Origin of the sequence: Nocardioides marmorisolisilvae, assembly GCF_031656915.1 — a bacterium.
Classification (GTDB): domain Bacteria; phylum Actinomycetota; class Actinomycetes; order Propionibacteriales; family Nocardioidaceae; genus Marmoricola; species Marmoricola terrisoli.
Map to the genome: position 1 here is coordinate 955,838 of NZ_CP134227.1, position 25,934 is coordinate 981,771.

Consider the following 25,934-nt stretch of genomic DNA (forward strand, 5'->3'; position numbering starts at 1 on the left):
GCAAGCAACGGAGCCGCCATGGTGGCGGCGTCTCCTACGCGATGGATGGCGGGTTCGCTAGCTTCTCGCTGGATCTCAATGCACAGTCTGGCCTGCCCGCGGCCAAACCCAGCACGGCAGTCGATCTTCAGAGGCGGGTTAGGTGCGACTGGCCGTCACTGGCACCACCCTCAAGTGCTTGTACAACATCTGGGATTAAGGAAGTCCGATGAATGACATCGCCTGGCACCCCTCCGCAGAAGCGATCGCGGTGGCGAACATTTCACGTTTTAGTCAGCATGTCGGAATTACCGAGTCCTATGAGGCTCTTTGGCGCTGGTCGACCGAGAACCTCGCCGAATTCTGGGGGACCATCGCTGACTACTTCGGCATCCACTTTCACGACGCGCCAACTGCGGTCCTGGCGGACCACTCTATGCCCGGCGCGAATTGGTTTCCGGGCGCGACTCTCAGTTACGCCGAGCACATCTTTGCGGGTAAGGCGGACGAATCCCTGGCGATCCAGCATGCCTCCGAACTCCGTGGGCTGAGCGCATGGACTTGGGCCGAGCTGAAGCGAGAGACAGCACGCATCCGGTTTGGACTTCAGGCTCTTGGGATCGGCAGGGGAGACGTCGTCGCCGCCTATATGCCGAACATCCCAGAGACGATCGCGGCCTTCCTCGCCACGGCGTCGCTCGGTGCGATCTGGTCGAGCGCGGCGCCAGAATTTGGTTCGCGGGCAGTCATCGACCGGTTTGCGCAAATTGGACCGGCGGTCCTACTGGCCGTCGATGGGTACCGGTACGGAGGTAAGGACTTCGACCGGGAAGTTCAGGTGAATGAGATCTCCCGGGCAATCGGAGCGCCAGCTGTGCGCCTCGGTTACCTCGACGCAACCGGTTGGCAAAGTGGATTTCTTGGGCCCGCAGATAGTCCTCTCGAATTCGTGGTAGTTCCTTTCGATCACCCGCTCTGGATTGTCTACAGCTCAGGGACGACCGGACTACCAAAGGCTCTTGTCCATGGTCATGGCGGCGTCCTCCTAGAGATGGTCAAGCACCATCACATACACCTGGACGCTCACCCGGGCGATCGCATTTTCTGGTTCACGACGACGGGCTGGATGATGTGGAACTACCTCACCAGCTGCCTGCTGACTGAAGCTTCGATCGTTCTCTACGACGGGAATCCCGCGACGCCCACCCTGCACCACTTGTGGGATCTCGCAGCTCAGACCGGGATAACGATTTTTGGGACCAGCCCGGCGTTTCTGGCCTCATGTCAGAAGGCGGGGATTGAACCAAGGCTAGATCGAGATCTATCTTCGCTGCGTTCCATCGGGGTGACGGGGTCGCCGCTCACGCCGACGTCCTATAAGTGGGTGTTCGAGCACGTCGGCGCGGACATATGGCTGGCGGCTTCGAGTGGGGGAACAGACGTGGTTACGGCCCTGCTCGTCGGCGTCCCTACCCTTCCGGTCTATATCGGAGAGATGCAAGCCCGGGCGCTCGGCGCCAAGGTAGAGGCTTACAACGATCTCGGGGCTCCCGTTGTCGGCGAGGTCGCCGAGCTAGTCGTAACCGCGCCGATGCCGTCCATGCCGGTGAAGCTTTGGAACGACCCGGATGGATCGCGTCTGCGGTCCACCTACTTCGAATTCTTCCCGGGCGTTTGGCGCCATGGCGATTGGATCGAAGTCACCGCACGGGGTACGGCGATCATCTCGGGGCGGAGTGACTCCACAATCAATCGTGGAGGGGTTCGTATGGGAACGAGTGAGATTTATCAGGCCGTGTTGGCTGAGCCCGCCGTCGTCGACGCTCTCGTGGTTGACTTGCCGCGGAACGGCGCCGAGAACTACATGCCCGTTTTTGTTGTCCTGGAGGATGGCAAGGCTCTTGACGACGGCATGATCGTCGGGATCTGTACGCGAGTCCGTGAAGACTGCTCACCGCGACACGTGCCCGACGCGATCATCCAAGTCGCCGATGTGCCGCGCACCCTCAGTGGAAAACTCCTCGAGATCCCAGTGAAGCGTATCCTCATGGGCGAGCCGTCCGAGCGCGTCGCTAGTCGCGAAAGCCTAATCAACCCGGTAGCGCTGGACGAGTACGCCACCATGGTGCTCCCATGGTAGGAGGTTCGCGCCCAAGGGGATGGAGAGCGCTATCAACGACCCTGTGCGATTTTCACAGTTGGCAAGCGAAGTGAATGCCAGATCTGCACTTGAGGCCTGGCTCCGGGTTTCTCGCGCCCTGGTTGACGACCTTCCGTTGGAGGAGACGCTCGACATCATCGCCCAAGTAGCGCGAGACCTCACGGGCAACGTCTTCGCCATGGTTGCCCTCGCAGACGAGCGAGCTGAGCGGTTGGTCGTGCGCGGTGCAGCGGGTTTGGACGAGGATTACCTGGTCTTTGCCAATAGCACGATCCCACTCATGATTGGTGGCCAGTTAGAACACCCTGAGACGCCTTCTGCACGCGCATACAGGACGGGCGAGCCGGTTTCGATTTCTGACATGTTCGCCGACGAGACCGTGAGCGAGTGGCGCCAGGTCGTGGCGAAGCAGGGATACCGCTCGCTTTTGAGTATTCCCCTCGCTGGACCTGGCGAACTGGGTGCACTGACGGTCTACGCAGAAGGCGCCGGCGCGTTCCAGCAGGAGCAGATCGACCTTCTTACGGCGCTCGCGCAGGGTGCCGCGGCCGCCATCGAGATCGTTCGGTTGCGAGAAAGCGAGCTCGCGATGATGGCCGAGCTCGAACAGGTCGATCTGATGCATCAACGACTCAATCGAGTTGCGCTGGCGGGCCAGGGCCTAGACCGCATCCTGCATGCATTGTCAGATATGACTGGGTACGAGATGTGTGCCGAGGAACCCACAGGCGACGGAATTGTCGCGGCTTGGCCGTCGAGTCACCGAGGGCCACAGCTGGCAGCCACTGACCGAAGCGCAATGCGTGAAATTGCGTGCGAGAAGCTCGAGATGGTCGAACGGTTCGACGCGACGAGCAAGGGGATGGTGTACCTGGTCCCGATCGTCATCGCCGACGAAGTTGTCGCTCTTCTCTGGGCGTCGGGCCAGTTGCACCCAATGGGAAACACCCAGCGGGGTGTCTTCGAGCGAGGGGCCATGGTCAGCTCGCTCGAACTCCTAAGGCAGCGGCACGGCCAGGAGGTCGAATGGCGTATGCGAGGAGACCTATTTCGCGATCTTCTCAACTTGGAGGCAGCTGACGAGCACCGTGTAGTAGCGCGAGCACGAAGCTACGGTCACGACATCTTGAAGCCCCATCTCGTTCTTGTAATTCGTCCGGATGAGCCCGCTTCGGAGTCCGCACTTCAGCACGTGATTGCATGCACCCGAACGGTTGCCGCCGGACGCTCGCGCTCTGCGCTCGTCGCCGCGCGCGAGGGTGCAGTCGTCATGTTGCTCCCCCAGGGTGATGGATCTGAGCCTCCGACCAAGACCGCTCGCGCGATCGTGTCATTGGTCGCAGCGCGCGGCACCGCATCGATGACCGCGTCGGTAGCGATCGGAGACGTGTGTGAATCGCCGCTGGACTATCGCATGGCGACCGAGGTTGCGTCGAATGCCCTTCGGCTCAGTCAGTCCGGCCGTGCGAACGGCCAGGTTGTGCAGGTGGCCGACCTCGGAATCTTCCGCCTAATGCTGTCAGCTCATGAGCCGGCGGAACTGCGTCGGTTTGCTGAGCAGACGCTCGGACCTCTGCGACAGCCGCAAGACTCACGCAATGCGGCACTTCTCCCTACCCTCCAAGCGTTTGCCGAAAACGACTTTCAACCCGGCCGGACCGCCACAGCGCTGCACCTTCATCCGAACACCTTGACTTATAGGTTGCGTCGGATCGAGTCCTTGCTCGGAGTTCCGCTCCGAAGCAGTCAGGGCATGCTCGACGTAAATTTCGCCCTCGCAATCGACCGGTTCGTCCGCACCTCGGCATGATCGGGATTCGTCGATTTGCACAGGATCCCGTATGCAATTCGTGGAATTGCCCCATGCCCTAGCTGCCGCAGCTCATTAGCGTTGTGCACATTCGCACAACTATCGATGGGACGTGAACGTATGGGTCGGATACTCCTCCAAGGCGGTGTCGTCCTCAGCCTGGACCCTCAGATTGGCAATCTCCGCAGCGCCGACGTTCTGATCGAAGACGGCAGGATCGCATCGGTCGGACCTTACCTCGACCCAGCAGGCGCGGAGGTAATCGACGCTTCGCAGATGGTCGTCATGCCAGGTCTAGTCGATGCGCATCGCCACCTCTGGTACGCGGGTATCCGAGGGAGCGGCATGAACGCGATTCTGGCGGACCTAGTTGCCGCACAGTGGGGGCAACTAGGTCCCGCATTCACCCCGGACGACGTTTATGCGTTTACTCGTGCGGGCATCGCAGACTGTCTCGACAACGGCGTAACCACAGTCTTCGACTGGTGCCATGTGATCAACTCGCCCGCGCACGCGGAGGCTGCAGTTGCAGCTCACCAAAGCCTTGGTATCCGGGCCGTGTTCGGTTACGGCGGATCAATGAACCAGAAAGTACGCGAGATGGCTGGTCAGGGCGACGCGAACGATTGGTCGCATGCAGCGTCGCTGTACGAGCGCGAGTTCGCGGGCCGACGGGGAAGGCTCACGATGGCCCTCGCGCCTCAGGGCCTCGACTACACCACACTCGAAACTACTGTTCGTGACGTCGAAACGGCTCGGCGCCTGGGAATGCCGATGAGCTTCCACGTTGGAGTACCTATGGGCGGCAAGCCCAAGGAGTCCGTCAGGCGCATGGCTGAGGCGGGTCTGCTCGGACCGGATATGAGCTTCGCTCATTGCTGCGATATCACGGACGAAGAGGTCAAACTCGCCATGGCGGTGAGCGCGCACCTGGTGAGTTGCCCGATCGTCGATGCCGCGCTGGGTATGGGATCGACCCCAACGCCGCGAATGAGGCATCACGGCATGCGACCGTGTTTTAGCGCAGACTCGGTGACCGCTACGTCAGGCGACATGTTCGAGGAAGCTCGTACGGGCTTGCTTCTCGACCGCTATGAGGCTTCTCGACTGAGCTTTGCCGAGGGAATCCCCGTGCCGGCTTTCGCCGGGCGAATGACGGCGCGGGAAGCGCTGGAGGCAATCACCATCGCGGGCGCAGAGGCATGTTGGCTTGACAGCGAGATTGGTAGCGTCACGCCAGGTAAGCAAGCGGACCTAATCCTGCTGCGCGCTACCGACTTCAACCTGTGGCCGCTTTCGAACCTCGAACCGGCGGTCATTGCCGGAGCCCACGGCGCGAACGTCGACACTGTGTTGGTGGAGGGAGATGTCGTCAAAACGTCGGGGTCCCTGGTCGGCGTAGATATCGACGTGATAAGGACCGAGGTCGTAGACGCGCGCAACCGCTTGTACAACACGAGCGGTTATGACGACATTATCCCGAAGGATTACAGATGAAGGCCGAAGGAGAGAATTGCATGCCCGAGCAGCCTGAAGCAATGGACGGAATGCTCGTCGAATTCGACGTGCCGATCGCCATGGACGATGGAATTGTTTTGCGCGCCGACGTTTTTCGCCCCCCCGATGACGGGCAATTCCCAGTCATCCTCACCTATGGCCCCTACGCCAAGGGTCTGCACTTCGAGGACGGTTACCCTGACGCTTGGCGCATGATGTGCGAAGACTATCCCGACGTTCCCGCCAACTCGACCAATAAGTATCAGGCATGGGAAGTTGCAGATCCGGAGAAGTGGGTGCGCGAAGGATATGTTTGCGTACGCGTGGACTCGCGTGGCGCTGGCAGGTCTCCCGGCGTGATTAACAGCTTCTCACCGCGAGAGGTGCGGGACGCACATGACTGCATCGAGTGGGCTGGAGTACAGCCTTGGTCCACAGGCAGGGTGGCGCTAAACGGCATCTCCTACTATGCCGTTATCCAGTGGCCAGTGGCAGCTCTACAACCTCCGCACTTGGCGGCGATGATTGCGTGGGAGGGGATGTCCGACTGGTATCGCGACGGCGCGTACCACGGCGGTATCCGATCCCAGTTCGTCACCGGCTGGTATCCCAATCAAGTGTCGACGGTGCAGCACGGGTTGGGTGATCGCGCCAAGAGGAGTCGGATCACTGGCCTTTCCGTAGCGGGCGACGAGACGCTCAGCGAGGAGGAGCTTGCGGCGAACACGGTTGCATTCGATCAGTCGATCGTTGACCACTCGCTCGACGACGATTTTTACGCAGATCTTCGCGCCGACCTCAGCAAAGTGACAGTCCCGTTGCTTTCAGCGGCTAACTGGGGTGGTCACGGCCTACACCTGCGCGGTAACGTCGAGGGGTACCTCGGCGCGGCTTCTAAAGACAAGTGGCTCGAGTTTCACGGGCGTGAGCACTGGGTGGAGTTCTACACCGACTATGGTCGAGGGCTGCAACTGGAGTTCCTGGACCACTTTTTGAAGGACGTCGACAACGGGTGGGACAAGCGCCCTCCAATCATCATGAACGTGCGTCACCACGATGAGTCTTTCGAACTCAGAGCCGAGGACGCCTGGCCCATTCCGCGGACCCAGTGGACGGAGTTGTATCTTGACGCGTCCGATATGAGCCTTCGCCCCGAGCAACCGGCGGTAGATGCCGAAGTCACGTACCGCGCGATGGAAGGTAGCGTGACGTTCCGAACAGTAATGAACGAAACGACAGAGATAAGCGGTCCCTCGCGGGCGTCCCTGCGGATAGTCTCCGAAACACGAGACGCTGACCTCTTCCTAATCCTTCAGGTTTTCGATCCCGAAGGAAGTGAGGTCGCCTTCAAAGGGGCTGTGCAGACACATGCTCCGGTCGCGCACGGATGGCTCCGTGCGTCCCACCGCGACCTCGACCGCCAACGGTCACTGCCTTGGCGGCCATGGCACCCGCACGACAAAGTCGAGCCCCTCGAACCAGGCAAACCCTATGACGTAGATGTCGAGATCCTTGCGACATCTATCGTGATTCCCGCTGGATACACCCTTGCGTTGACCGTGCAAGGTCAGGACTACGAGGCGCCCAACGACGTGCCTGATGTGCAGGTTCAGTGGCTGTCAATGCGGGGCGTCGGCCCGTTTAAGCACAACGATCCCGCCGATCGACCGAAGGATGTCTTCGGTGGTGAGGTGACGCTGCTTGCCGGTGGCGAGAGCGCAGCGAAGGTCGTGGTGCCAGTCATCCCGACCACCCGGTAGCGCGCTGTGTTGCTAGCCCGGCAGAGTTCTGCCGGGCTAGTTCGCGTTGCCGTCGAGCCGCCAGCCTTGGTGTAAATCCACGACAAAGTTGCGGAAACCCTGGGGGACCGAACGAAGTATGGATCACATTTAGCCACATACATTCCTCCCATGACTTCAGCAGAGCGCAATACGAATGCCCACAATTGGAGCCGAGCCGAGGTGGACGCGCTGTCCGCGGAGCACCGTCGCTGGGGGTTCTGGGGTTCCGACGACGAACTCGGCGCCATGAATTTCATCGACGGAGAGGCAGTTAAGCACGCGGCGTCTCTAGTGCGTCGCGGAGAGGTCATCTCCTGCGCGATGCCCTACGACTTAACAGGTCCGCAGACGGGGTACCTCGGTCGATTCAATCCGATGCACTTCATGACCCAAGACGGTGGAGATATTCAGCTAGGCGCTCAAGAGCACCTCCCCGGTCTGCGCTTTGCCGACGACGTGATCTCCATGCCCCTTCAGTCAGGTACGCATTGGGACGCCTTCAGCCACATCTTCTACGACGGCGCGATGTACAACGGGTTCGGATTGGAGCACGTCACGAGCAGCGGCGCTAGTCGGGGTGCCCTCGAGACCATGCAGGAGCGCCTCACGGGGCGCGGCGTACTCCTCGACTTCCCGCGCTTTAAGGGGGTCCAGTGGCTAGAGCCGGGACACGCGATCAACGGAAACGATCTGATCGCATGCGCGGAGGCCCAGGGCGTCACCATCGGGCGCGGCGACATCCTCCTCATTCGCACCGGGCATCTCGCCATGTGCCGCGCCGAGGGCTGGGGCGACTATGCGGGCGGTGATTCGCCTGGACTCAGTCTCGATACCGCGCGGGTTGTCGTTGAGCGTGAAGTGGCCGCAGTGGCATCCGACACTTGGGGAGTCGAAGTCCGGCCGAATGAGACCGATGAGGTCATGCAGCCACTTCACGTTGTGCTGCTGGTCAACGCGGGCGTCGTGTTTGGCGAAATGTTTGACCTCGAACGCCTCGCCGCCGCCTGCGCGTCTGACGGCGTCTATGAGTTTCTTCTTGCTGCTGCGCCCTTGCCGTTTACGGGCGCGGTGGGTGGCCCGCTGAACCCGATCGCAATCCGATGAACGTACTCGGCGACAACCGAACCGGTAAAGGGCCTGCACGAGTACGACTCGGCGGCATTTCGAAACGGTATCCGGGCACGGTTGCCCTCGACGACGTGAGCTTGGAGGTCCGGCCGGGCGAGATTCACGCGCTGATCGGGGGTAACGGTTCGGGGAAATCGACGTTGATCAAGGTCCTATGCGGCGTCATTTCGTCCGAACCAGGGGGGACGATCACGCTCGACGGCGCTCAGGTGAGCTCGGACGAATGGTCTGCAGACCACGCCCACGCGGCCGGAGTGCACGCGGTTCACCAGGATCTCGGCGTATTCCTTGACATGTCTGTCGCGGAGAACTTAGCCATCGGCGAGGGATTCGCTCTCAAGCGAGTCGGCGCCATCTCCTGGCCCGATGTCTATGGTCGAGCCGACCACCTTCTCGAGCGATTCCAGATCGCCGCCACACCGCAGACGCCGATGCGCAGTTTGAGCCAAAGCAATCGCACACTAGTCGCCATTGCACGAGCCGTTCAGGATGGAGCCCACGACCGAGGCTTGCTGATCCTCGATGAACCGACTGCCGCGCTCGCCGCTGACGAGTCGAATCTTCTGCTGGGCACGCTGAGGCGCTTCGCGTCAGTCGGCCAGTCAATTCTCTACGTCAGCCACCGGCTCGACGAGATCCTGCGGGTCGCAGACCGCGTGACGGTGCTGCGAGACGGTCGTGCCACCGGCACCCATGAGGTGAACGAGCTTGACGAGAAGTCCCTCATCCGACTGATCGTCGGCTCAGATATTGCGACAGCAAAGTCACGACCCCGCACTTCGATCAGCGACGATCCAGTGCTCGAACTGAACGAGGTTTCAGTTGGACCCCTCCGCAGTGTTGACCTGACCATCCGAGGCGGCGAGATCGTCGGCGTGGCTGGTCTCGTGGGGTCCGGTCGAAGCTCTCTTCTCCGGGGCGTGTTTGGGGAGTGCCCTCTTCGCGGCGGAACATTAACTATTGCGGGCGAGAAGCAGCGGTTCTCCTCCTGCCGGCAAGCCATTAAGTCGGGAGTCGCTTATGTCCCTGAGAACAGAGCCGACGACGCTGCTTTCGTCGACTTGAGCATCGCCGCGAACATCGTGATGCCCTCCCTGCACGACTACCGCTCAGCGGTAGGGATCCGCGACCACGCAATTGTTGCGACCGCGCGCCGCATGATGGGCACGTTTCACGTAAAGGCAGATTCTGAAGATGCCCTTCTCGCCACGCTCTCAGGGGGCAACCAGCAGAAGGTGATCCTGGCGCGCTGGCTACGTATGGAGCCACTACTACTGCTGCTGGATGAGCCGACGCAGGGCGTAGATGTCGGAGCCCGAGCAGAAATCCACGACCTCATTCGCCGCGCTGCCGACGACGGGATGGCGGTCCTAATGGTCGCCTCCGATCCGGAGGAGCTGGCGCAGATCGTCGACCGCGCGCTCGTGCTTCAAGACGGCGAAATCGGGATCGAGTTGAGTCGAGAAGAAGTCACCGTCGAGCGTCTGACAGAAGAGATTCACCGCGGCCAGAAGTCGGTCGCATGACAAGGCTGGCCGTGATGAAGCACACCTCAGAAAACGGCAGGCGCGCGCAGTACACGCTGCGCACCAGAACGCGCCGCTATCTCCTGAGCGATCCAATCCTCCAACTTGAGCGTGCGGGACTCGGGATCGCACTCGCGGTAATGTTCACCGCATTCGGCATGAGTGGTACCGGAGATCTCTTTCTGAGTTCCGCCAACCTCGACAACGTTCTGGTGAGCGGCTCAGTGGTCGGAATCGTCGCGCTAGCGATGCTGCCGCCATTAGTAGCCGGCCACTTCGACCTCTCCGTCGCCGCAGTGGCCTGCGTCAGCAACATCATTGCCGCATCGCTGATCGGCAAGTATGGCCTGCCCGTCCTTTTGGGCGTCCTTCTAGGCGCGTTGGCGGGCGCTGTTCTCGGCGTGTTGACCGGATATCTGGTTGCAAAGTTGAAGTTGAACGCCTTCGTGGTCACCTTCGGTGTTTACATCCTGCTCAACGGACTGACCACGCTATACACCCACGGGGCGCAAATTGTCGCAGGCATCCCGCCGTCCCTGGGCGCTTGGAGCGGTAAGAGCTTCCTCGGTGTCCCACGACCATTCGTTGCCCTGATCGTGGTCGCCGCCGTCCTTTGGTATGCGCTGTTGCACGTCCCGTGGGGCCGCAAACTCGAGGCCATTGGCTCGAACGAGAGCGCGGCCCGTCTGGTCGGCATCAACGTAGACCGCTCGGTCTGGTACGCCTTCGTGGTCTCTGGCCTGCTGTCAGGAGTTGCCGGCTCGTTGTTGACGTCGATCCTCGGAGCGGGCGACCCAACCGCAGCGCTCTCTTACCTGTTCCCAGCCTTTGCCGCAGTGTTCCTGGGTGCGACCACGATTCGTCCTGGCCGATACAACGTCATCGGCACTGTAATCGGTGTCTATTTCGTCGGCACCGCTGTTAGCGGATTATCCCTACTCGGCGCCGACACGTGGGTGCAGCCGACGTTCAACGGGGGCGCACTAATCGTCGCTGTGGGGTTGTCGACATACCTCGCTCAAGTCCGTCAGCGTCGACAGACGCGCACGAGTGCAGCGACAGCAAGCTCAGCTACCCCAAGCTCGGAGGGGACCGTTCATGGGATCACCACGTCCTGAAGTAGCAAACAACAAGAAGGAGAACGTCACGATGTCACACGCGCCCTTTGCAGGTCGGATACGGCGAGGTCCCCTTTTGTCAGCCGTCGCTGCAGCCTCGGCCATGGCCGTCCTCACCGCATGCGGCGGAGGATCGGGCCCCAGCGGGACGACCTCGGGCCCAGCGAGTTCGTCGGCGTCCGGATCGTCATCGACATCGTCAGTCTCTATGGCCCACTTGAAGAAGGGCACAGAACAGACGCCGCCCACAACGGGGCCAACACCGAAGAAGGGGCTCACCATCGCCTACGTCTCGTGTGGGCAGGTTTCTCCCGGATGCAAGGACCCCGGCACCGGGCTTGAAGATGCCGCGACGGAGTTGGGCTGGACTGTCAAGACCTTTGACGGGAAGTTCAACGTCGGGGGTGGCTACTCCACAGCATTCCGCCAAGCCATCGCCATCAAGCCCGATGCCATCGCCACAGCGGGCATCGACTGTGCGCAGGTCCGACAGTCCCTCGTTGCGGCGAAGGCCGCCAAGATTCCCGTTTTCGACATGCTCGGATCCGACTGCGACGCAAATGGGGGGCAGAAACTATTCGCTGCGGACATCATTTATCGCCGGGGCGTGACCAGCGCCGCGCAGTTTTACGAGGCGTGGGGACGACAGAAGGTTCAGTACCTTGAAGCGAAGCTCGGCGGGCATGTGAACTTGATCGACGTTCACTTCAACGATGTCCTGCCATCTCTCGACCAGGGCGTCCGCAGCGAGATTGCGAAATGCTCTGGGTGCAGGATCGTCGGCGATGTCGCGGTGGGGACAGCTGACTCAGCCTCGCCGCAGGGCCCGATTGTCCCGGGCGTTCAGTCCGCGCTTCTTCGGCGCCCAGATGCAAATGCGCTTCTGGTGCCCTTCGACACCCAACTTATGGTGACGGGCCTGCTTCAGGCGCTGGAGAACAGCCCCACCGGGCGCAAACTCGTTGTCACGGGCGGTGAAGGCAGTCCAGCTGGCATCCAGGCACTCGATCGCGGTCCTATTCCCACCGCGGTAGAGGGCTACAGCAACGAATGGATGGGATACGCCTTTGCCGATGCAATTAACAGGTACCTCAACGGCGCACCGCAGGCTCCCGAAGGTTTTGGGACGCGTGTCGTCGAAAAAGGCGAGGCGCCATCCTCCGGGCCGTACGCTGCTGCGCTCGACTTCAAGGCCGCATACCGCAAGGCCTGGGGCCTGACGAAGTAACACCGCACGCACGCCCCCGGAGGGTCCAGCACGAGGTCCCGGGCTGGGCTCTCCGGGCACGATGCGTGACGCACATACAAGGAGCATGAAGTCGTTGAGCGTACCGACGTCACAACGTCGGCCGGACCGACGCCATCCCTCGTTTGCGTCTCATTGCCCCGGAGAGCGGGCTTCTGCGTTCAAAGTGGACACAATTGTGTGAACGCTCGAATCCCGACCGGGCCCTCAGGTTAGGCTACCTCGCCCCACATCGTTGCCATGGTGCACGAGCGCCTGGCGGGGGGTCGCTGCGGGCTCAGCTGTGTGAACGCACCGGCCGGGCGCCACCTCTTTGCAAGGCTTCATCGTCGGGGCCGAGTCCCCCATTTCTAGGGCTCGCGCAGAGTGAGCGGGCGAACGTCGGAGGGGTTCATCGCCAGCACCCACGGGCCGGGTCCGCGCTTGATGACCTCGCGTTGAAGTCGTTCTTCGTGGCGAAGGAGCAAGTCGACCTGTTGGCGCGGTCCAAGGTCCTGCTTGGCGCCGATCCACACCGACCTGATCCCGTGTTCCCCAGTAGGCACGTAGCTCAACGGGCCGGGTGCGGATCCGCCTGTCGCGGGTGACCACGATGAGCTGCCGGTACGCAACGACCGGCATCCAGTCCAGGTCGGGTGTGCCCACGGGTACTTCGGGAAGATCCTCATGCCCGGGGTAGATGACATCGTCACGGCCAGCACGGCGCAACAACTTGCCCAGACCCAGTGTGTTCTCGTCTGTGAAATACACCGGCGTCTGAGCCGTCATCGTCAGGCAGCGCGCTCGGCACCAGCGATCAGCTCGAAGCGGATCGCTTCATCGACCTGCTCGGAGGTGAGGTCATACAGATCCGCAAGGTCGTCGCGGCTGGTCCCCGCGCGATAGTCCTCGGCGAGCGAGTCGGGGCGGACACTGCGCACGACAGGCTGCCCGAAGGCACGGCGCGGGTCCATGACCACGTCAGGAGTTCGCGGGTCCGGGCGCAACAGACCAGCCACGTTCTCGACGTACTCAACCGCAGAACTGAACCGCTGCGCTGCATCGGTGAGGACATACTGACCGTCCCTCACGACGACCAGCCGCAGACCAAGCTCCAGCCCGATCTCCTGCTGCACCACCTGAACGAGCTCGCGGCCCTCAACATCGAGGAACGGGCGCGCATGCGCGAGCGGATAGCGCCCGAACTCGTCGCGAAGCTTCACGATCGCCGGATGCATCCGCTGCACGGGGACCCGACGATCGCGGAACTCTGCCAACAGCCGAGCCTCGACCATCTCGCCCCAAGTCACCGCATCCGAGCCGGTCGCCTCCGGCCGCAGGACCGGGTCATAGAAGTGGCTCTGGCCCTCATAGCCCTCCAGCCACCGCCGCGCAGTACCCGAGTGCAGCCCGACGAGCCGGTCGACGTCCGCGTAGGAGTAGATCGCGCGATCGAGCAGGAAGACGACCATGGCGCCCATCTTCGCACCCCACTCCCGGGCGGCGAACCAGTTTGACCCGTGTCGCGGCGCGTACCCCTGCTCTTGGGAGCGTACGTCTGCGCACAGCGCCGCTCACAGTCCGAGGCCCTTGCTGGACTCTGGAGAGCTGGTGACGGTGGTCCTTCGATCCTGGGTCGCATGTTCAAGAACCTGTTTGATGGCCGGTCCGATCCGTGGATTCGTGCCCAGCGGACTTTCGCCTACCCGAGTTCGCTCGCCCAGTCCGCGAAGAACGAACGCGCTGGCGGGAGTTCCTCGGGGACGAGTGGGATCTCGTGGTCCTCGAAGCGTCCGATGGTTCCGATCATCTGGGCGAGCACACCGGGGTCGAATCCCGCATCGAGTTCTTGCGTCTGCTCGATGAGGGCCGCCGTGCCGAAGCGTTGGGCGAGCACGTAGACGTCGGCGAAGTCGCGGGCCTCGGCACGGCCGAAGAGGGCGAGGAGCTTGCGGCCGGCGAGTTCGAGCGGTGCCAGGGTGGGGCCGAGGACGGTGATGGTCGGTCGGCTGTGGGGTGGGGAGTCGATGGCGAGGTCAACCAGGGTCTGCTCTCCCCCGCCCGTTCGACGACCAGCCTGCAGAACGTGGGTGCGTCGTGGACGATGACGACGGCGCAGCCCCGGTTGTGGAGTGCCTGCGCGAACGCGTCCTTGGCCGGTGTCACGGACGTCGTGGGTGTCCCGGCGAAGAGGTCGAGGTCCTCGGTGGGGCGGGCGATCAGGTCTGAGGCCAGGAGTGCCGCACCACCGGCGACCAGGTAGCCCTCGGTCGCGTCGAGGGCGAAGAAGATGGCGGCCAGGTCGATCTGGAAGGTGGTGAGTTGGTGGCGTCGATCCATTACGCGACCTGCTCGGTGCTCTGGTCGGTGACCACGGCATGCCACGCGGTCCGGATCGCGTGTGGGAGGACGAGCTCGTCCCAGAGGTCGACCAGCAGCGCGCCGTCGATGTAGGCGAGGACGTCGTCGGGTCCGCCCTCGCGCAGGACGATCTCGTATACCCGGGCCCGTTGGCGGCGCTCGCGCAGGTCGTAGCGGCGCCCGCGGTCGGACCAGTTCAGGTGCAGTGGCAGTTCCACGGTGACCAGGGCGCGGGTCAGCGGCAAACGGGGTAGTGCCGTGGGGACGTGGATCGGGTGGCCACGGGCAACGCTGACCTGTCGGAACTCGATCCGGGGAGCGAGGGTGAGGTCGAATCCGGCAGCCGCGGCGATCCTGGTCGCGGTGGCCAGCGTGGGCGATTTCCGATCGTGCTCGTAGGCCGACAGGGTGGGTCGCGAGGTCCCGGACCTCCGGGCGAGGTCGGCCTGGGACAGGCCCGCCTCGTTGCGCGCCTGTTCGATGATGTTTCCTCCAACCATGAGCCCATGGTATCCGATCGAATACCATCCCGGATATGCAGCGACGATCTGCCGACACGACGATCCTGGGACGTCCTGGTTCGGACCGCGCTTACGCCGCGCACCAGCGCGGCGCCATCCGGCGCGGGGTGCGGCGCGGGGTGCGGCGCGGGGTGCGTCGCGGGGTGCGTCGCGGGGTGCTCGGTCGGCACCGCCGCGAGTCGATCTGATCGGGACGTCGCTCACAGTCCGAGGTCCTTGCTGGAGGTGATGGCGAATCGTTCGAGGGGGCGGATGTAGCGCTCGAGGAGGACGCTGAGGTTCTGGTGGCGGGTCTGCGCGGCGATCCGCTCAAGTGGGACCCCGGCCAGCGCTGCGGTGGTGGCATGGCCGGCGCGCAGGGAGTGGGCGGTGATCCGGGTGCCGTCCAGACCGGCGGCCTCGGCGCGGGCGCGCAGCATCCGGGCGATGGCCCGGCCGGCGATCGGTTCGCCGCTGATCGTGGGTCCCCAGACCCGGGTGAACAACGGGCCCGGCGCGGATCCCCGGAGGGCCAGCCAGGCGTTGACGGCGGCGACGGGGTCGGTCTCGGTGTGGTGTCCGACCGCGACCACGACCCGTTGACCGCGCCCTTCGGGGTCGGTCTTCGAGGTGTGGATGGCCAGCAGGAGCCCGGCGGGCTCGTGGCTGAGGTCGGCCAGGGTGAGGGCGACGAGCTCGGAGCGGCGCAGTGCGGAGGCGAAGCCGAGCAGGATGATCGCGGCGTCGCGTGTCCCGGTCGGCGTGGCCCGGTCGATGGCGGCCAGGATCTGGCGGATCTCGGCGACCGTCAGCGGGCGGGCCAGTCGTCGGGGGGCGGTGCCGTGGGTCCGGGCCAGGCCGTGGCGGACCTGGCGGACGATCTCGGTGGCGACCGGGTCGGGGGCACCAGACAGCCGGTGGACGTGCCGGATCGCGGCACACGACAGGTTCAGGGTGCTGATCGCGCGGCCGGCCTCGGCGCGTTCGGCCAGGTAGGCGCACAGCGCGACCGGGTCCGCGGGCAGGGCCGGGGTGCCGCGGTGGACGCACCAGTGCTCCCACTGGTGCCACATCTGGGCATAGGCGGTCCGAGTGTTGGGGCTGTGCGCGGCGAGGATCGCCGAGGCGACCCGGCGCGCATCGGCCTCGGTCATCCCGGTCGGCATCGCCACCGCGGTGCCGGAGGTCTCGGGATCGAGGCGGACCAGGGAGGCGCCCGCCGGAAGGCCGGCACTGAGCAAGGTGGTCGTCGCGGTGGGCCCTGGGGCAGTCGATGGCGTCATCGCCGAGGTGTAGCGCCGCCACCCGAGCCTCGCCGGCTCACCCATCGGTGCACCCGCGCCGAACGGTCAGCGGCGACGGCTCATAAGTGTGACTCCCACAACTCCACGCGCGCCAGGTTGCGGACGATGAAGATCGCGCACACCATCCCCGAGAAGAGCGACCAGATCGCGTACCGCAAGGCCAAGGGCGCCTCGGGTGGTCGACCGCCGGCCTTCGACCCTGTGCTCTACAGCGAACGCAACACCGTCGAGCGAGGCTTCAACCGACTCAAGCAGTGGCGCGGCATCGCGACCAGGTATGACAAGTACGCGCTGACCTACCTCGGTGGCGTCACCCTCGCAGCCTTGGTGATCCACCACCGCGTCCGCCATTAGCAGACACGCTCTAGTACTACAGCCGCACTTATTTTGGCCGTGATCGGTGTGTCGCCTGTGTGAGACTGGTGTTCGCCGGCATGTTGCTGGTGTGACTGGTGAGGTTTGTGTGTCTGAGGTCGAGGAGTGGGCGGCGGGGCTTGCGGAGGTGCATGCCCGGATCGCGCCGCGGTTCGCGCGCTCGGAGCCGCGTGAGCGGGTGTTGGCCTATGTGCGGGGGTTGTTGGCGCCGTTGGAGAAGAAGAACTCCTGGACGCTGGCCGAGTCTGCAGGTGAGGCGATCCCCGACGGGATGCAGCGATTGTTGGCCTATGCCGATTGGGACGCCGACGCGGTGCGCGACGATGTGCGTGACTACGTGGTCGAGCACCTCGCCCCTGCGCCTGGCGACCCTGCTGGGGTGCTGGTGGTTGATGAGACTGGCTTCTTGAAGAAGGGCACGAAGTCCGCGGGGGTGGCGCGGATGTACTCCGGCACTGCGGGACGAATCGAGAACTGCCAGATCGGCGTCTTCCTCGGCTATGCCACTGGTCCTGGCCAGGGATCCGCACGGACGTTCTTGGACCGTGAGCTCTACCTGCCCAAGGCCTGGGCCGAGGATGCTGCCCGACGCGCTGAGGCGCATATCGGGGACGAGGTGGAGTTCGCGACCAAGCCGGAGCTGGCGATGCGGATGATCGGGCGCGCGATCGACGCCGGGGTGCCGGCTGGGTGGGTCACCGGCGATGAGGTCTATGGCCAGCACTACCGATTGCGCGCGATGCTTGAAGAACGTCAGATGCCTTACGTGATGGCGGTTCCGGTGAACCAGCGCGTCATCGCCGCCGTCGACGACGGTGACGGACCGAAAGTGCGTGAACTGCGCGCCGATGCGCTGGCCGCGATGCTTCCCGCCCAGGCGTGGAAGAAGATCTCCGCCGGGCGCGGCGCCAAGGGTCCGCGCCTGTATCACTGGGCCCGGGCGCCGATCCGCCCCCTGGAGGACAGCCCCAGCTACTGGTTGCTGGCCCGCCGCAGCCTGACCGACCCCGATGATGTCGCCTACTACCTGTGCTTCGGGCCCGAACGCACCCCATTGCGTGAACTGGTCCGGGTGGCCGGTGCCCGCTGGGCGATCGAGGAGACGTTCCAAACAGCCAAGGGCCAAGTCGGCCTCGACCAGTACCAGGTACGCCGCTACGACTCCTGGTATCGGCACATCACCTTGGCGATGCTCGCGCACGCCTTCTTGACCATCACCACCGCCCAGACCAACACCGCCGCCGGCGGCGGAAAAAGGGGGACCTCCGGCCGGTCGAGGAACTGATCCCCCTCACCGTGCCCGAAGTCAGACGGCTCCTCGCTGCCCTGATCTGGCAGCGCCAGCCAGACACCACCGTCGTCCTGGACTGGTCACGCTGGCGACGCCGCCACCAAGCCCGCGCCCGACGATGCCACTACGCCAGGCGCAGCGCTGTTCCCTAAGTGCGGCTGTAGTACTAGGTCATCGATCGACTCGTGGGGACGGTCGTTGTTGAACCAGCCGACATAGTTCAGGGTCTCCAGTTCTCGTGGGGTCCAGTGCCAACAGAACGAGCTGTGCTCGGGGTATTGGGATTGTCGGCAATTGGGGGCTCCAGACGGCGGGGCGTCTCAGGGGAGCGGCGAGATCCGTGCGAAGTGCGTGTCGTCCTCCTGCGCCCCGCGGAGTCCCCGCCCTGGCGTGCGCATCCTGATCTGCGTGCGGTCCGAACGGAACAAGTCATGGGAGAACTCGATCGGTACGCCGTCCTTGTCAAAGGTCGTGCGCGTGATGCTGAGGAGCGCGTCGCCGGCGGTGACAGAGAGCAGCGCCGCTTCCTCTTCGGTGGCATTCACCACTTCGATGATCTCGTCGGCGTCGGCAGGCACGACATCGAACTCGGACTCCAGGAGCTCGTAGATCGAGCCGCCAAGCGACATCTCGAGGAGGCCCGGGAACCGTTCTGCGGGCACACGTGCGTGGTCGAGCGAGAACGGCCTTCCGTCGGCGAGTCGCAGACGGCGTACGTCGAGCACCAGGCTGCCGGCCGGTAGTTGCAGGGCACGTCGGGTCATTGTGTCGGCAACACCCATGCGGGTGGAGACCACGCGGGTTCCGGCGGCGTACCCCTGCCGCGCGAGGTAGGCCGGGACCCCGACGACCTTGGTCAGGTCGTGCTCCACCTTGCCGTGAGTAATGAAGGTGCCGCCCGTGCGGCCGGCAACCCGACGGACCAGCCCTGCCTCTTCGAGCTTGGACAGCACCTGGCGCAGGGTGCCCCGGCTCACGCCGTAGTGCTCAGCCAGCTCTCGTTCGCTTCCCAGACGGGCACCGGGTGGCAAGGTTCCGGACCCGATGTCGGTCAGCATGCGCCGGCGCAGTTGCTCAGCTACGGCGTGCTCCGTTGCCTCCTCGTTGGTGTACGCGTTCGGTGGTGTCGAGCCGGTCGCCGCACCGCCGCGCGGCGCCGACCCCCGTACGTCGACATGGGACTGCTTCGCAGGCTTGGTGGATGCAGACCGTGACGCAAATGTCGTAATCCACATCAGCCCGACGCGCAGTACACCTATCCCGATTCGCGGCTCCGGCTCGCGGCCGATCTCGCCGAGCACCGCGGGCCACGCGAGGAGGCGCGCAGCCCAGTTGCTCCACGAGCTGGCCGTGGAGCAGAAGGCGGCAGATCGATGATCGTCCTGCCCGCGATGCCTCCCGAGCAGACCGCCTCGTGGTGGGGCCTGCTCGACCTCCACGAGCGGATCTCCGACGGGTGGACCTTGATCGGTGGCCAACTCGTCCATCTGCATTACGCCGAACGCGGGCAGCTGCCGGTGCGACCGACGAACGACGCCGACACGGTCATCGACGTAGGGGCCGACCCAACGATGCTCGCCACCTTCACCCAGACGCTGACCGACCTCGGGTTCAGGTCAGCCGGCTCTGGCGCTCATAGCCCTCCAGCCACCGCCGGCGCAGTACCCGAGTGCAGCCCGACGAGCCGGTCGACGTCCGCGTAGGAGTAGATCGCGCGATCGAGCAGGGAGACGACCATGGCGCCCATCTTCACACCCCACTCCCCCGGCGGCGCGAACCAGTTTGATCCGTGTCGCGGCGCGTACCCCTGCTCTTGGGAGGGTAAGTCTGCGCACAGCGCCGCTCACAGTCCGAGGTCCTGGCGTGTGATCAACGTCCGTCGCTGTTCGTGAGACGTAGCCCACGAGCCGACATCCCACCCGCATGTCGGTGCCTCGCTTAGAGATCGCGCGGATAGGGGCGCGTCGTTGACGCGAAACAGGCACAAGCCCTCGGAGGATCAACGGGTTGTCAAGACTCGTCTCTTCCCCGCGAGGTGCTTGTGCCTGCTGTGCCATCTTTCATCATTGAACCCCTTTGGGACCAGTTCACCGTGCTGCTCCCTGACCACGAGGACGCCCACCCGTTGGGTTGTCACCGCCCTCGGATCGGTGACCGCGTGGTCTTCGACAAGCTCGTCGAAGTGCTGGTCTTCGGCGCCGCCTACGTCAAGATCGCCGATGCGACCTGTTCGGCCACCACGATCCGCGATCGCCGCGATGAGTGGATCAGCGCCGGCCTCTTCGAAGCCCTCGAGCAGCTGTGCTTGCAGGCCTACGACTGCATCTGTGGGCTCGACTTGGAAGACCTCACCGTGGACGGCTGCATCGTCAAGGCGCCCTGTGGTGGCGAAGCGGCCGGGAAGTCCCCGGTTGACCGGGGCAAGCAAGGCACCAAACGATCGCTGCTCACCGACGGGGCCGGGGTCCCACTGGGGTGTGTGAGCGCTCCGGCGAACCGCCACGACTCGGTGTTCTTGCGCCCCACCTTGGAGAAGCTGGGACGCCTTGAGCGCTGGTTCGGGATCGGGCTGCCCGAGAAGATCACCGTGCATCTCGATGCCGGCTACGACAGCGCCAAGACCCGCGAACTGCTTGCCGAGCTGGGCTGTGATGGCGTGATCAGCCAGAAGGGCTGCCCCCTCCAAGCCGGCGCCCGATGGGTGGTTGAACGCACCAACTCCTGGCACAACCGCGGGTTCAAGAAGCTGCTGGTCTGCACCGAACGCCGCGGTCGCGTCATCGACGCCTACGTCGCGTTGGCCAACGCAGTGATCATCGTGCGCCGACTCATCCGGACCGCCTGGACCACCCACCGCTGGGACACCCGACCAGCACGTCGCCCCTGACCTATCCGCGCGATCTCTTAGGCCTTCGCACCTAAGCGAGGGTGAGGTGGTCGCCGTGCCCGTGGCAGGCTGAACTGGCCGCCAGCGCGGGCGCGCTCGCTCGTTGCTGACCGGCATGGAGAAGGGGTCATGGTGCCCGGTCGGCCCGATCTCTGCAAGTCTACTCCGCAGCGGTTCGCTCGCCGATCCAGATTCCCATAGCCTCGGCGATGAGCTCTCCGCCGTCGCGCAGCGCCGCCGAAACGAAGCGTTTGCGGCCCTCCACCCGATCGACGCGAGCGACGAAGGCCACCTCCACTCCGACGGCCGCCGGCCTGCGGAAGCCAAGGGAGAGGTGTGCGGTCTTCGCTCCGGTCGGCCCCAGTTGAGAGGCCATCCGCCCCAGCACGTCGTCGAAGAACAGGGCGATGGCTCCGCCATGGGCGAATCGGTCACCGACGTAGAACCGCGAGAACGTCACGTGTCCAGAGATCCTCCGGGCGCCGCTCTGGTCGATCCTGAACCGGGGGACCAGCGCCTGCGACCTCCCACGCTCCCCCACCTCGACGCTCGCCGAGTACGGCAGGTCGTCCGCACCCTCCGCGCTGAGGTCGTCGGCTAGCCGATGTAGCTCGGTGGCCGCTCGGGCCAGCGTCGCCGGGTCCGCGCCTGACCCTCGGGCCAGGTCCTAGACGCGACGCAGTGCCAGAGGGAGGTCATAGGCGGGCAGCGCATTGCTGCTCGGGGCACCCACGGCAGTGCCAGCCGTCCTCTGGGGCGCGCGCTCACGTCCGGCCACGCCGATCGACCACGCGCCGGGCCTTGAAGACCTGGGGCTCAAACGTGCCTGGCGCGACTACCTCGACCCTCGCACGCACCATGAGGCGAGCCTTGAGGTCCGCGGCCAGCGTGGCTGCGATGGCGCGGGCCTCCTGCGCCGCGGGATCGACGTCCGCCTCGACCTCGACGGTCAATTCGTCGAGTTCGCTCGCACGGTCCACGATGATGCGGAACTCTGAGCCTGTGTCGGGGTGGCTGTTGACGATCGCTTCGATCGCACTTGGATAGACGTTGGCGCCGCGGATGAGCAGCATGTCGTCGAGGCGCCCGATCACGCCTTCGGGCAGGCGTGGGAACGTGCGCCCGCAGGCGCACAGTTCGTCGGACAGGTAGCTTTCGTCGCCGAGCCAGAAGCGGATCATTGGCTGCGACTCGCGCCATAGGTGGGTGGCCACAAGACCGCCGCGCTCACCTACCGGCACGCTGATGTGCGGGTCGTCGCGGTCGACGACCTCGGTGTAGTTCTCGTCCTGGATGAGGTGGACGCCGCCCTCGGCGTGGGTGCATCCCACGTTGGCGTAGAAGGGGTGCATCTCCGAGGACGCACCCGCGCCCAGGTCGACGACGAAGGCGCCGCCGAGGCTGGTGGTCATGCTCTTCCGGATCTCCGAGATGCTGCCGCCGGGCTCGCCGGCGACGATGACCGTGCGGAGGCCCGCGGCGCCGAGGTCGATGCCGCGTTCCACTGCGCGACGACCGAGGTGCATGGCGTAGGACGGGGTGGCGACCAGGACGTCCACGCCGAGCTTGACGATGTGGTCGATCTGCTGGTCGGTCGGCATCAGACTACCGACGGGGAACGCCGCGGCCCCGAGGCACTCGCATGCCTGCAGCAGGCCCCATCCCCCGATGAAGAGCCCGAAAGGAAATGAGATCTGCACGAGGTGTCGCGGGCGGACACCGGCCGACCACAGGGCCATGCGGCACACTTCCTCGCTGCGAAGCCAGTCAGCGGCGGAGATCCCGTACAGCGTGGGTACGCCAGACGTGCCTGACGATCCGTGCACGCGCATCAGTGCCTCCCGGGGGACAGCCGCATAGCTCCCAAACGGCGGGTGCTCTTGCTGATCTGCGACCAGTTCCTTCTTGGTGACCACAGGGACACGGGCGGTGAAGTCGGCCAGCGTCTTGACTTGGCTCGGGTGAAACCCAGCGACGTCGTATCTGCGTCGGTAGAACGGCACCCCAGCATATGCCCGGTGAAGCTGGCGCTGCAGGCGCTCCAGCACCAAGGCCTCCCGCTCCCGAGGGTCGCGTGTCTCGCGCTTACGGTCCCAGAACTCATCGGTCTCGCTGTGCGCGGACTTCGGCGTCACGGTCACGTTGGTTCCTCTCGGTGTCAGTGGCCTCTATCGCAATGTGACAGCGAGCACGGCCGGCGTGTCAAGCATTTGCGAATACTTATTCGCACGCGCCATGGACTACTTGTTCTAGATCAGGCCCGTTGTTACGGTGCTCTGACCGACAAGGCGCGCCAGACTGCGAACAATGATTCGCAGTCAATAAGGAGGCAGGGTGAAGAGGGAGCGATCTGTCCGCTCGAGTGAAAAGCTAAGCCACATCACCGCGGTGGCCTCCCGCGAGATCACAACGCACGGGTTCGACAACCTGGCCGTCAGTGACATTGCGGACGCCGCCGGCGTGAGCGTGGGCGGGATCTACCGCTACATCACCACCAAGACCGACCTGCTCGTCATGGTTTGCAAAGGCATCTACGACGGCGTGCGCGAAGAACTCGGCGAGATCGTGGCTAGCGAAGGTCTCCTCGACGAGAAGCTCGCGGCCGCCATCGACGCGTATCTGCGCGCGTGTGAGGGTCAGCGTCAACAGATCGCCATGGTTTACCGCGAGTACAGGCGTCTACCCGGCGATGCCCAGCGCTTCTTCATGCAGCGCGAGCAGGCAATCGCCGACGTGTTCGCCGATCTGCTGCGCGCCGGAGCCAAGAGCGGGGTGTTCCGCCCGGCCGACGCCACGGTGCTCGCGATGGACATCGTCTTCCTCGGCCATCTCCCTTCCTTCAAGCACTGGGCGCTCGGCGGAGTGGTGACCGACGACGAGTTGCGCCGCGAGCAGGTGGCCATCTTCATGGACCGCGTCCGCACCGATCAATGATCCGCACAGGCACAGAGCCAGAAATGGAGACAACATGACCATCACAAATGAGGGCACGCAAGCGGTCGCCAACGACGTCTCGCCGAAGGACCGGCTCAACGGCGCGCGAGCTGTTGCACAAGCGCTCATAGACAACGGTGTCACAGACCTGTTCGGCATTCACGGGTACATCAACCCTGTGATCGAGGAGGCCTGTCGCCTTGGCGCCCGCATGTGGCACTTCCGCCACGAGCAGGCGGCCGGCTTCGCAGCAGAGGCCTACGGCCGCATGACACGGCGACCCGCGGTCTTCTTCGTCTCCGCGTCCGCGGGCATGGCCAACGCACTGTCCTCGCTCTCTCAGGGCATCGGCACCCGCAGCCCGATCATCCTCCTGGTCGGCCAGCACGGCACCGCCGGCGACCGGCTCGGCATCCTGCAGGAGGGCTATGCCGCCGACTGCTTCGAGTCGGTCGCGAAGTGGACCAAGCGGCTGACCGACTGGGAGCTCAACTCATACTGGGTCCGCAAGGCGCTGGTCGACTCGGTGACCTACCCCGCCGGTCCGGTGGTCCTGGAGCTCCCGCTCAACAACCAGTGGGCCTACGGCGACGCGCCACAACGGAAGTACGTCCCGGGGCAGGGCGCCCTACCCGTCGTGCCCATGACCCAGGCCGACCCGGCGCGCATCGACCGCGCAGTCGAGCTCCTACACAACGCCGAGCGGCCGGTCATCATCGCAGGCGACGGCGTGCACTGGTCGGACGGATCTGCCGAGATCACCGCGCTGGCCGAGTACCTCAACGCGCCCACCGGCGGTCGGCGCACCGCTCGAGGCGTGATCGATGAGCGCCACCCACTCGCCCTCAAGTCAAGTTTCCGCGGACCGCTGCTGCGCTCGGCCGACGTCCTGCTCACCGTTGGTCTCCGCGCAGGTGAGCTGGAGTCGTGGTTCGAGACTCCCGACTGGCCGGACGCCTCGCGCGTCACCTATATCCAGGCGCAGGAGAGCGCCGAGGACGTCTGGTGGGGCCTGGACTCCGAGGTGAACCTCGTCGGCTCCAGCAAGCTGCTCCTTAGACAGCTGCTCGACGGGCTCCGCGAGTGTGCGGGCTCCGACGCCCCCCGAGAGCGGCCCGACTGGCTCCAGACGCTGGCCACGGCTCGTGAGAAGGCCGAGGAGGCGCGCACCGCCTACCTCGACCGGGTCACCGACCGCACCCCGATCCACACCAAAGAACTGGCCGAGGCGATCGCCGCGGAGGCGAACGAAGACGCGATCTTCATCTACGACTCCTACCAGGGCTCGCTGTACCTGACCGACGCCGTCTCCGCGATTGAGTCCGGGCAGATCCTCGACGCGGGTCCGCGGGTGGCACTCGGCCAGGGCGTCGGCATGTGCTTCGGCGCCGGCATCGCCAAGCCGGGACGCCAGATCGTAAGTCTGATCGGGGACGGAGGCATCGGACTGGCCGGCATGGACATCGAGACCCTGACCCGCTACGAGGTTCCTGCCGTGCTCGTGATCCTCAACAACAGCTCGTGGGGCGGCAACTCGCTCATGCACGACGACATCCAGCCCAACATCGGGTCTTGGGACATGACGCCCGGTCTGCGCTACGACAAGGTCTTCGAGCCCTTCGGCTGCCACGTCGAGCACGTAGAGAACTCCGCCGACCTCCGCCCCGCGCTGCGACGCGCCTTTGACTCGGGCAAGGTCGCGGTCGTCAACGTGGTCGCCGACTCTGAGAGCATCGAGGCCTCGGTGCCGTGGCTTCGCCTGAAGATCGGCGAGTTCTACAGCCGCGGCATCGACGACCTTCCCGACGCGATCCGCCAGCACTTCCGTGTCCTGCCGGCCATCGAGATCCTGCGGCTTCACAAGTCTGCCGCAGACAACGGCACACAAATCCCGATGTCCTTCATGGCCTCGCTCTCCGATCGGTCCGAGTCCGAGCTCATAGAACTTGCCGACAAGACTTCGTACCGCTACTGAGGCTGTTCAGGTGCTCAAAGTGATTCGAGATTGGTCAGCTGACAAGCGGATCCGGAAGGCGCCAGCTGACGACTTCGAAAGC

At 64.5% G+C, this 25,934-nt stretch carries 22 protein-coding genes and 1 pseudogene; 15 read left to right on the forward strand and 8 right to left on the reverse strand.

The window, feature by feature from the left end:
• Nucleotides 1–208 precede the first annotated feature (208 nt).
• From Q9R13_RS04615 to Q9R13_RS04650, 8 genes are all read left to right on the forward strand, one after another.
• Nucleotides 209–2,119, forward strand: a complete 1,911-nt coding sequence (locus Q9R13_RS04615; protein WP_310963910.1) for an acetoacetate--CoA ligase — start codon at nt 209–211, stop codon at nt 2,117–2,119.
• A 19-nt stretch (nt 2,120–2,138) separates the two neighbouring features.
• Nucleotides 2,139–3,950 carry a helix-turn-helix domain-containing protein gene (locus tag Q9R13_RS04620; RefSeq protein WP_310963911.1) on the forward strand — a complete coding sequence of 604 codons (1,812 nt, stop codon included), beginning with the start codon at nt 2,139–2,141 and terminating at the stop codon, nt 3,948–3,950.
• 105 nt (nt 3,951–4,055) lie between these two features.
• Nucleotides 4,056–5,447 carry an amidohydrolase family protein gene (locus Q9R13_RS04625; protein WP_310963912.1) on the forward strand — a complete coding sequence of 464 codons (1,392 nt, stop codon included), beginning with the start codon at nt 4,056–4,058 and terminating at the stop codon, nt 5,445–5,447.
• The gene (locus Q9R13_RS04630; RefSeq protein ID WP_310963913.1) at nt 5,444–7,207 is read left to right on the forward strand and encodes a CocE/NonD family hydrolase; all 1,764 of its coding nucleotides are present in this window, start codon (nt 5,444–5,446) and stop codon (nt 7,205–7,207) included. The genes Q9R13_RS04625 and Q9R13_RS04630 overlap by 4 nt, the downstream gene beginning before the upstream one ends.
• 150 nt (nt 7,208–7,357) lie before the next feature.
• Nucleotides 7,358–8,332, forward strand: coding sequence for a cyclase family protein (locus tag Q9R13_RS04635; protein WP_310963914.1), 975 nt, complete (start codon nt 7,358–7,360; stop codon nt 8,330–8,332).
• Nucleotides 8,329–9,882, forward strand: a complete 1,554-nt coding sequence (locus Q9R13_RS04640; protein WP_310963915.1) for a sugar ABC transporter ATP-binding protein — start codon at nt 8,329–8,331, stop codon at nt 9,880–9,882. Before Q9R13_RS04635 ends, Q9R13_RS04640 begins: the two co-directional genes overlap by 4 nt.
• A gap of 14 nt (nt 9,883–9,896) precedes the next feature.
• The gene (locus Q9R13_RS04645; protein ID WP_310963916.1) at nt 9,897–11,000 is read left to right on the forward strand and encodes an ABC transporter permease; all 1,104 of its coding nucleotides are present in this window, start codon (nt 9,897–9,899) and stop codon (nt 10,998–11,000) included.
• A gap of 208 nt (nt 11,001–11,208) precedes the next feature.
• A complete protein-coding gene (locus Q9R13_RS04650) occupies nt 11,209–12,228 on the forward strand; it encodes a sugar ABC transporter substrate-binding protein (protein WP_310963918.1) in 1,020 nt (339 codons plus the stop codon).
• Nucleotides 12,229–12,453: 225 nt separating this feature from the next.
• On the opposite strand, the gene Q9R13_RS20200 is transcribed toward Q9R13_RS04650, so the two are convergent.
• From Q9R13_RS20200 to Q9R13_RS04665, 4 genes are all read right to left on the reverse strand, one after another.
• Nucleotides 12,454–13,014: a PIN-like domain-containing protein gene (locus Q9R13_RS20200; RefSeq protein ID WP_397219002.1), complete on the reverse strand. Its 561-nt coding sequence runs from the start codon at nt 13,012–13,014 to the stop codon at nt 12,454–12,456.
• Nucleotides 13,015–13,016: 2 nt separating this feature from the next.
• Nucleotides 13,017–13,706 carry a DUF433 domain-containing protein gene (locus Q9R13_RS04655; protein ID WP_310963920.1) on the reverse strand — a complete coding sequence of 230 codons (690 nt, stop codon included), beginning with the start codon at nt 13,704–13,706 and terminating at the stop codon, nt 13,017–13,019.
• A gap of 221 nt (nt 13,707–13,927) precedes the next feature.
• Complete coding sequence (locus tag Q9R13_RS20205; RefSeq protein WP_397219004.1) at nt 13,928–14,605, reverse strand: nucleotidyl transferase AbiEii/AbiGii toxin family protein; 678 nt, start codon at nt 14,603–14,605, stop codon at nt 13,928–13,930.
• Entirely contained in the window at nt 14,565–15,086 is a 522-nt protein-coding gene (locus tag Q9R13_RS04665; RefSeq protein WP_310963923.1) for a helix-turn-helix transcriptional regulator, read from the reverse strand. Before Q9R13_RS04665 ends, Q9R13_RS20205 begins: the two co-directional genes overlap by 41 nt.
• Before the next feature lie 35 nt (nt 15,087–15,121).
• Here Q9R13_RS04665 and Q9R13_RS04670 point away from each other — a divergent pair, with 35 nt between their 5' ends.
• Nucleotides 15,122–15,295, forward strand: coding sequence for a hypothetical protein (locus tag Q9R13_RS04670; protein WP_310963925.1), 174 nt, complete (start codon nt 15,122–15,124; stop codon nt 15,293–15,295).
• 12 nt (nt 15,296–15,307) lie between these two features.
• On the opposite strand, the gene Q9R13_RS04675 is transcribed toward Q9R13_RS04670, so the two are convergent.
• Nucleotides 15,308–16,369, reverse strand: a complete 1,062-nt coding sequence (locus Q9R13_RS04675) for a site-specific integrase (RefSeq protein WP_310963926.1) — start codon at nt 16,367–16,369, stop codon at nt 15,308–15,310.
• Nucleotides 16,370–16,447: 78 nt separating this feature from the next.
• Here Q9R13_RS04675 and Q9R13_RS04680 point away from each other — a divergent pair.
• Nucleotides 16,448–16,744: pseudogene (locus tag Q9R13_RS04680) on the forward strand (IS5-like element ISMt1 family transposase); the annotation flags it as partial.
• Between the two features lie 109 nt (nt 16,745–16,853).
• Entirely contained in the window at nt 16,854–18,050 is a 1,197-nt protein-coding gene (locus Q9R13_RS04685; RefSeq protein ID WP_397217824.1) for an IS701 family transposase, read from the forward strand.
• A gap of 326 nt (nt 18,051–18,376) precedes the next feature.
• Here Q9R13_RS04685 and Q9R13_RS04690 read toward each other — a convergent pair whose 3' ends face one another.
• Nucleotides 18,377–19,357, reverse strand: a complete 981-nt coding sequence (locus tag Q9R13_RS04690) for a GntR family transcriptional regulator (protein WP_310963927.1) — start codon at nt 19,355–19,357, stop codon at nt 18,377–18,379.
• Between the two features lie 72 nt (nt 19,358–19,429).
• On the opposite strand from Q9R13_RS04690, the gene Q9R13_RS04695 reads away from it, so the two are divergent.
• Nucleotides 19,430–19,759, forward strand: a complete 330-nt coding sequence (locus Q9R13_RS04695) for a hypothetical protein (protein ID WP_310963928.1) — start codon at nt 19,430–19,432, stop codon at nt 19,757–19,759.
• A 338-nt stretch (nt 19,760–20,097) separates the two neighbouring features.
• Entirely contained in the window at nt 20,098–20,943 is an 846-nt protein-coding gene (locus Q9R13_RS04700; RefSeq protein WP_310963908.1) for an IS5 family transposase, read from the forward strand.
• Nucleotides 20,944–21,103: 160 nt separating this feature from the next.
• Here Q9R13_RS04700 and Q9R13_RS04705 read toward each other — a convergent pair whose 3' ends face one another.
• Entirely contained in the window at nt 21,104–21,403 is a 300-nt protein-coding gene (locus Q9R13_RS04705) for a PaaI family thioesterase (protein WP_310963929.1), read from the reverse strand.
• A 304-nt stretch (nt 21,404–21,707) separates the two neighbouring features.
• The gene (locus tag Q9R13_RS04710; RefSeq protein ID WP_310963930.1) at nt 21,708–23,084 is read right to left on the reverse strand and encodes a phenylacetate--CoA ligase family protein; all 1,377 of its coding nucleotides are present in this window, start codon (nt 23,082–23,084) and stop codon (nt 21,708–21,710) included.
• 193 nt (nt 23,085–23,277) lie between these two features.
• Between Q9R13_RS04710 and Q9R13_RS04715 the strand changes: the two genes are divergently transcribed.
• Both Q9R13_RS04715 and Q9R13_RS04720 read left to right on the forward strand, forming a co-directional pair.
• The gene (locus Q9R13_RS04715) at nt 23,278–23,877 is read left to right on the forward strand and encodes a TetR/AcrR family transcriptional regulator (RefSeq protein WP_310963932.1); all 600 of its coding nucleotides are present in this window, start codon (nt 23,278–23,280) and stop codon (nt 23,875–23,877) included.
• A 34-nt stretch (nt 23,878–23,911) separates the two neighbouring features.
• Complete coding sequence (locus tag Q9R13_RS04720) at nt 23,912–25,852, forward strand: thiamine pyrophosphate-binding protein (protein WP_310963933.1); 1,941 nt, start codon at nt 23,912–23,914, stop codon at nt 25,850–25,852.
• Nucleotides 25,853–25,934 lie beyond the last annotated feature (82 nt).

Excerpts from the sequence above, each read along its gene's own strand:
- Q9R13_RS04615 (WP_310963910.1), top strand. The coding sequence starts at position 209 with ATGAATGACATCGCCTGGCACCCCTCCGCAGAAGCGATCGCGGTGGCG.
- Q9R13_RS04620 (WP_310963911.1), top strand. The coding sequence starts at position 2,139 with ATGGAGAGCGCTATCAACGACCCTGTGCGATTTTCACAGTTGGCAAGC.
- Q9R13_RS04625 (WP_310963912.1), top strand. The coding sequence starts at position 4,056 with ATGGGACGTGAACGTATGGGTCGGATACTCCTCCAAGGCGGTGTCGTC.
- Q9R13_RS04630 (WP_310963913.1), top strand. The coding sequence starts at position 5,444 with ATGAAGGCCGAAGGAGAGAATTGCATGCCCGAGCAGCCTGAAGCAATG.
- Q9R13_RS04635 (WP_310963914.1), top strand. The coding sequence starts at position 7,358 with ATGACTTCAGCAGAGCGCAATACGAATGCCCACAATTGGAGCCGAGCC.
- Q9R13_RS04640 (WP_310963915.1), top strand. The coding sequence starts at position 8,329 with ATGAACGTACTCGGCGACAACCGAACCGGTAAAGGGCCTGCACGAGTA.
- Q9R13_RS04645 (WP_310963916.1), top strand. The coding sequence starts at position 9,897 with ATGAAGCACACCTCAGAAAACGGCAGGCGCGCGCAGTACACGCTGCGC.
- Q9R13_RS04650 (WP_310963918.1), top strand. The coding sequence starts at position 11,209 with ATGGCCCACTTGAAGAAGGGCACAGAACAGACGCCGCCCACAACGGGG.
- Q9R13_RS20200 (WP_397219002.1), bottom strand. The coding sequence starts at position 13,014 with ATGACGGCTCAGACGCCGGTGTATTTCACAGACGAGAACACACTGGGT.
- Q9R13_RS04655 (WP_310963920.1), bottom strand. The coding sequence starts at position 13,706 with ATGGGCGCCATGGTCGTCTTCCTGCTCGATCGCGCGATCTACTCCTAC.
- Q9R13_RS20205 (WP_397219004.1), bottom strand. The coding sequence starts at position 14,605 with ATGCCGTGGTCACCGACCAGAGCACCGAGCAGGTCGCGTAATGGATCG.
- Q9R13_RS04665 (WP_310963923.1), bottom strand. The coding sequence starts at position 15,086 with ATGGTTGGAGGAAACATCATCGAACAGGCGCGCAACGAGGCGGGCCTG.
- Q9R13_RS04670 (WP_310963925.1), top strand. The coding sequence starts at position 15,122 with ATGCAGCGACGATCTGCCGACACGACGATCCTGGGACGTCCTGGTTCG.
- Q9R13_RS04675 (WP_310963926.1), bottom strand. The coding sequence starts at position 16,369 with ATGACGCCATCGACTGCCCCAGGGCCCACCGCGACGACCACCTTGCTC.
- Q9R13_RS04695 (WP_310963928.1), top strand. The coding sequence starts at position 19,430 with ATGATCGTCCTGCCCGCGATGCCTCCCGAGCAGACCGCCTCGTGGTGG.
- Q9R13_RS04720 (WP_310963933.1), top strand. The coding sequence starts at position 23,912 with ATGACCATCACAAATGAGGGCACGCAAGCGGTCGCCAACGACGTCTCG.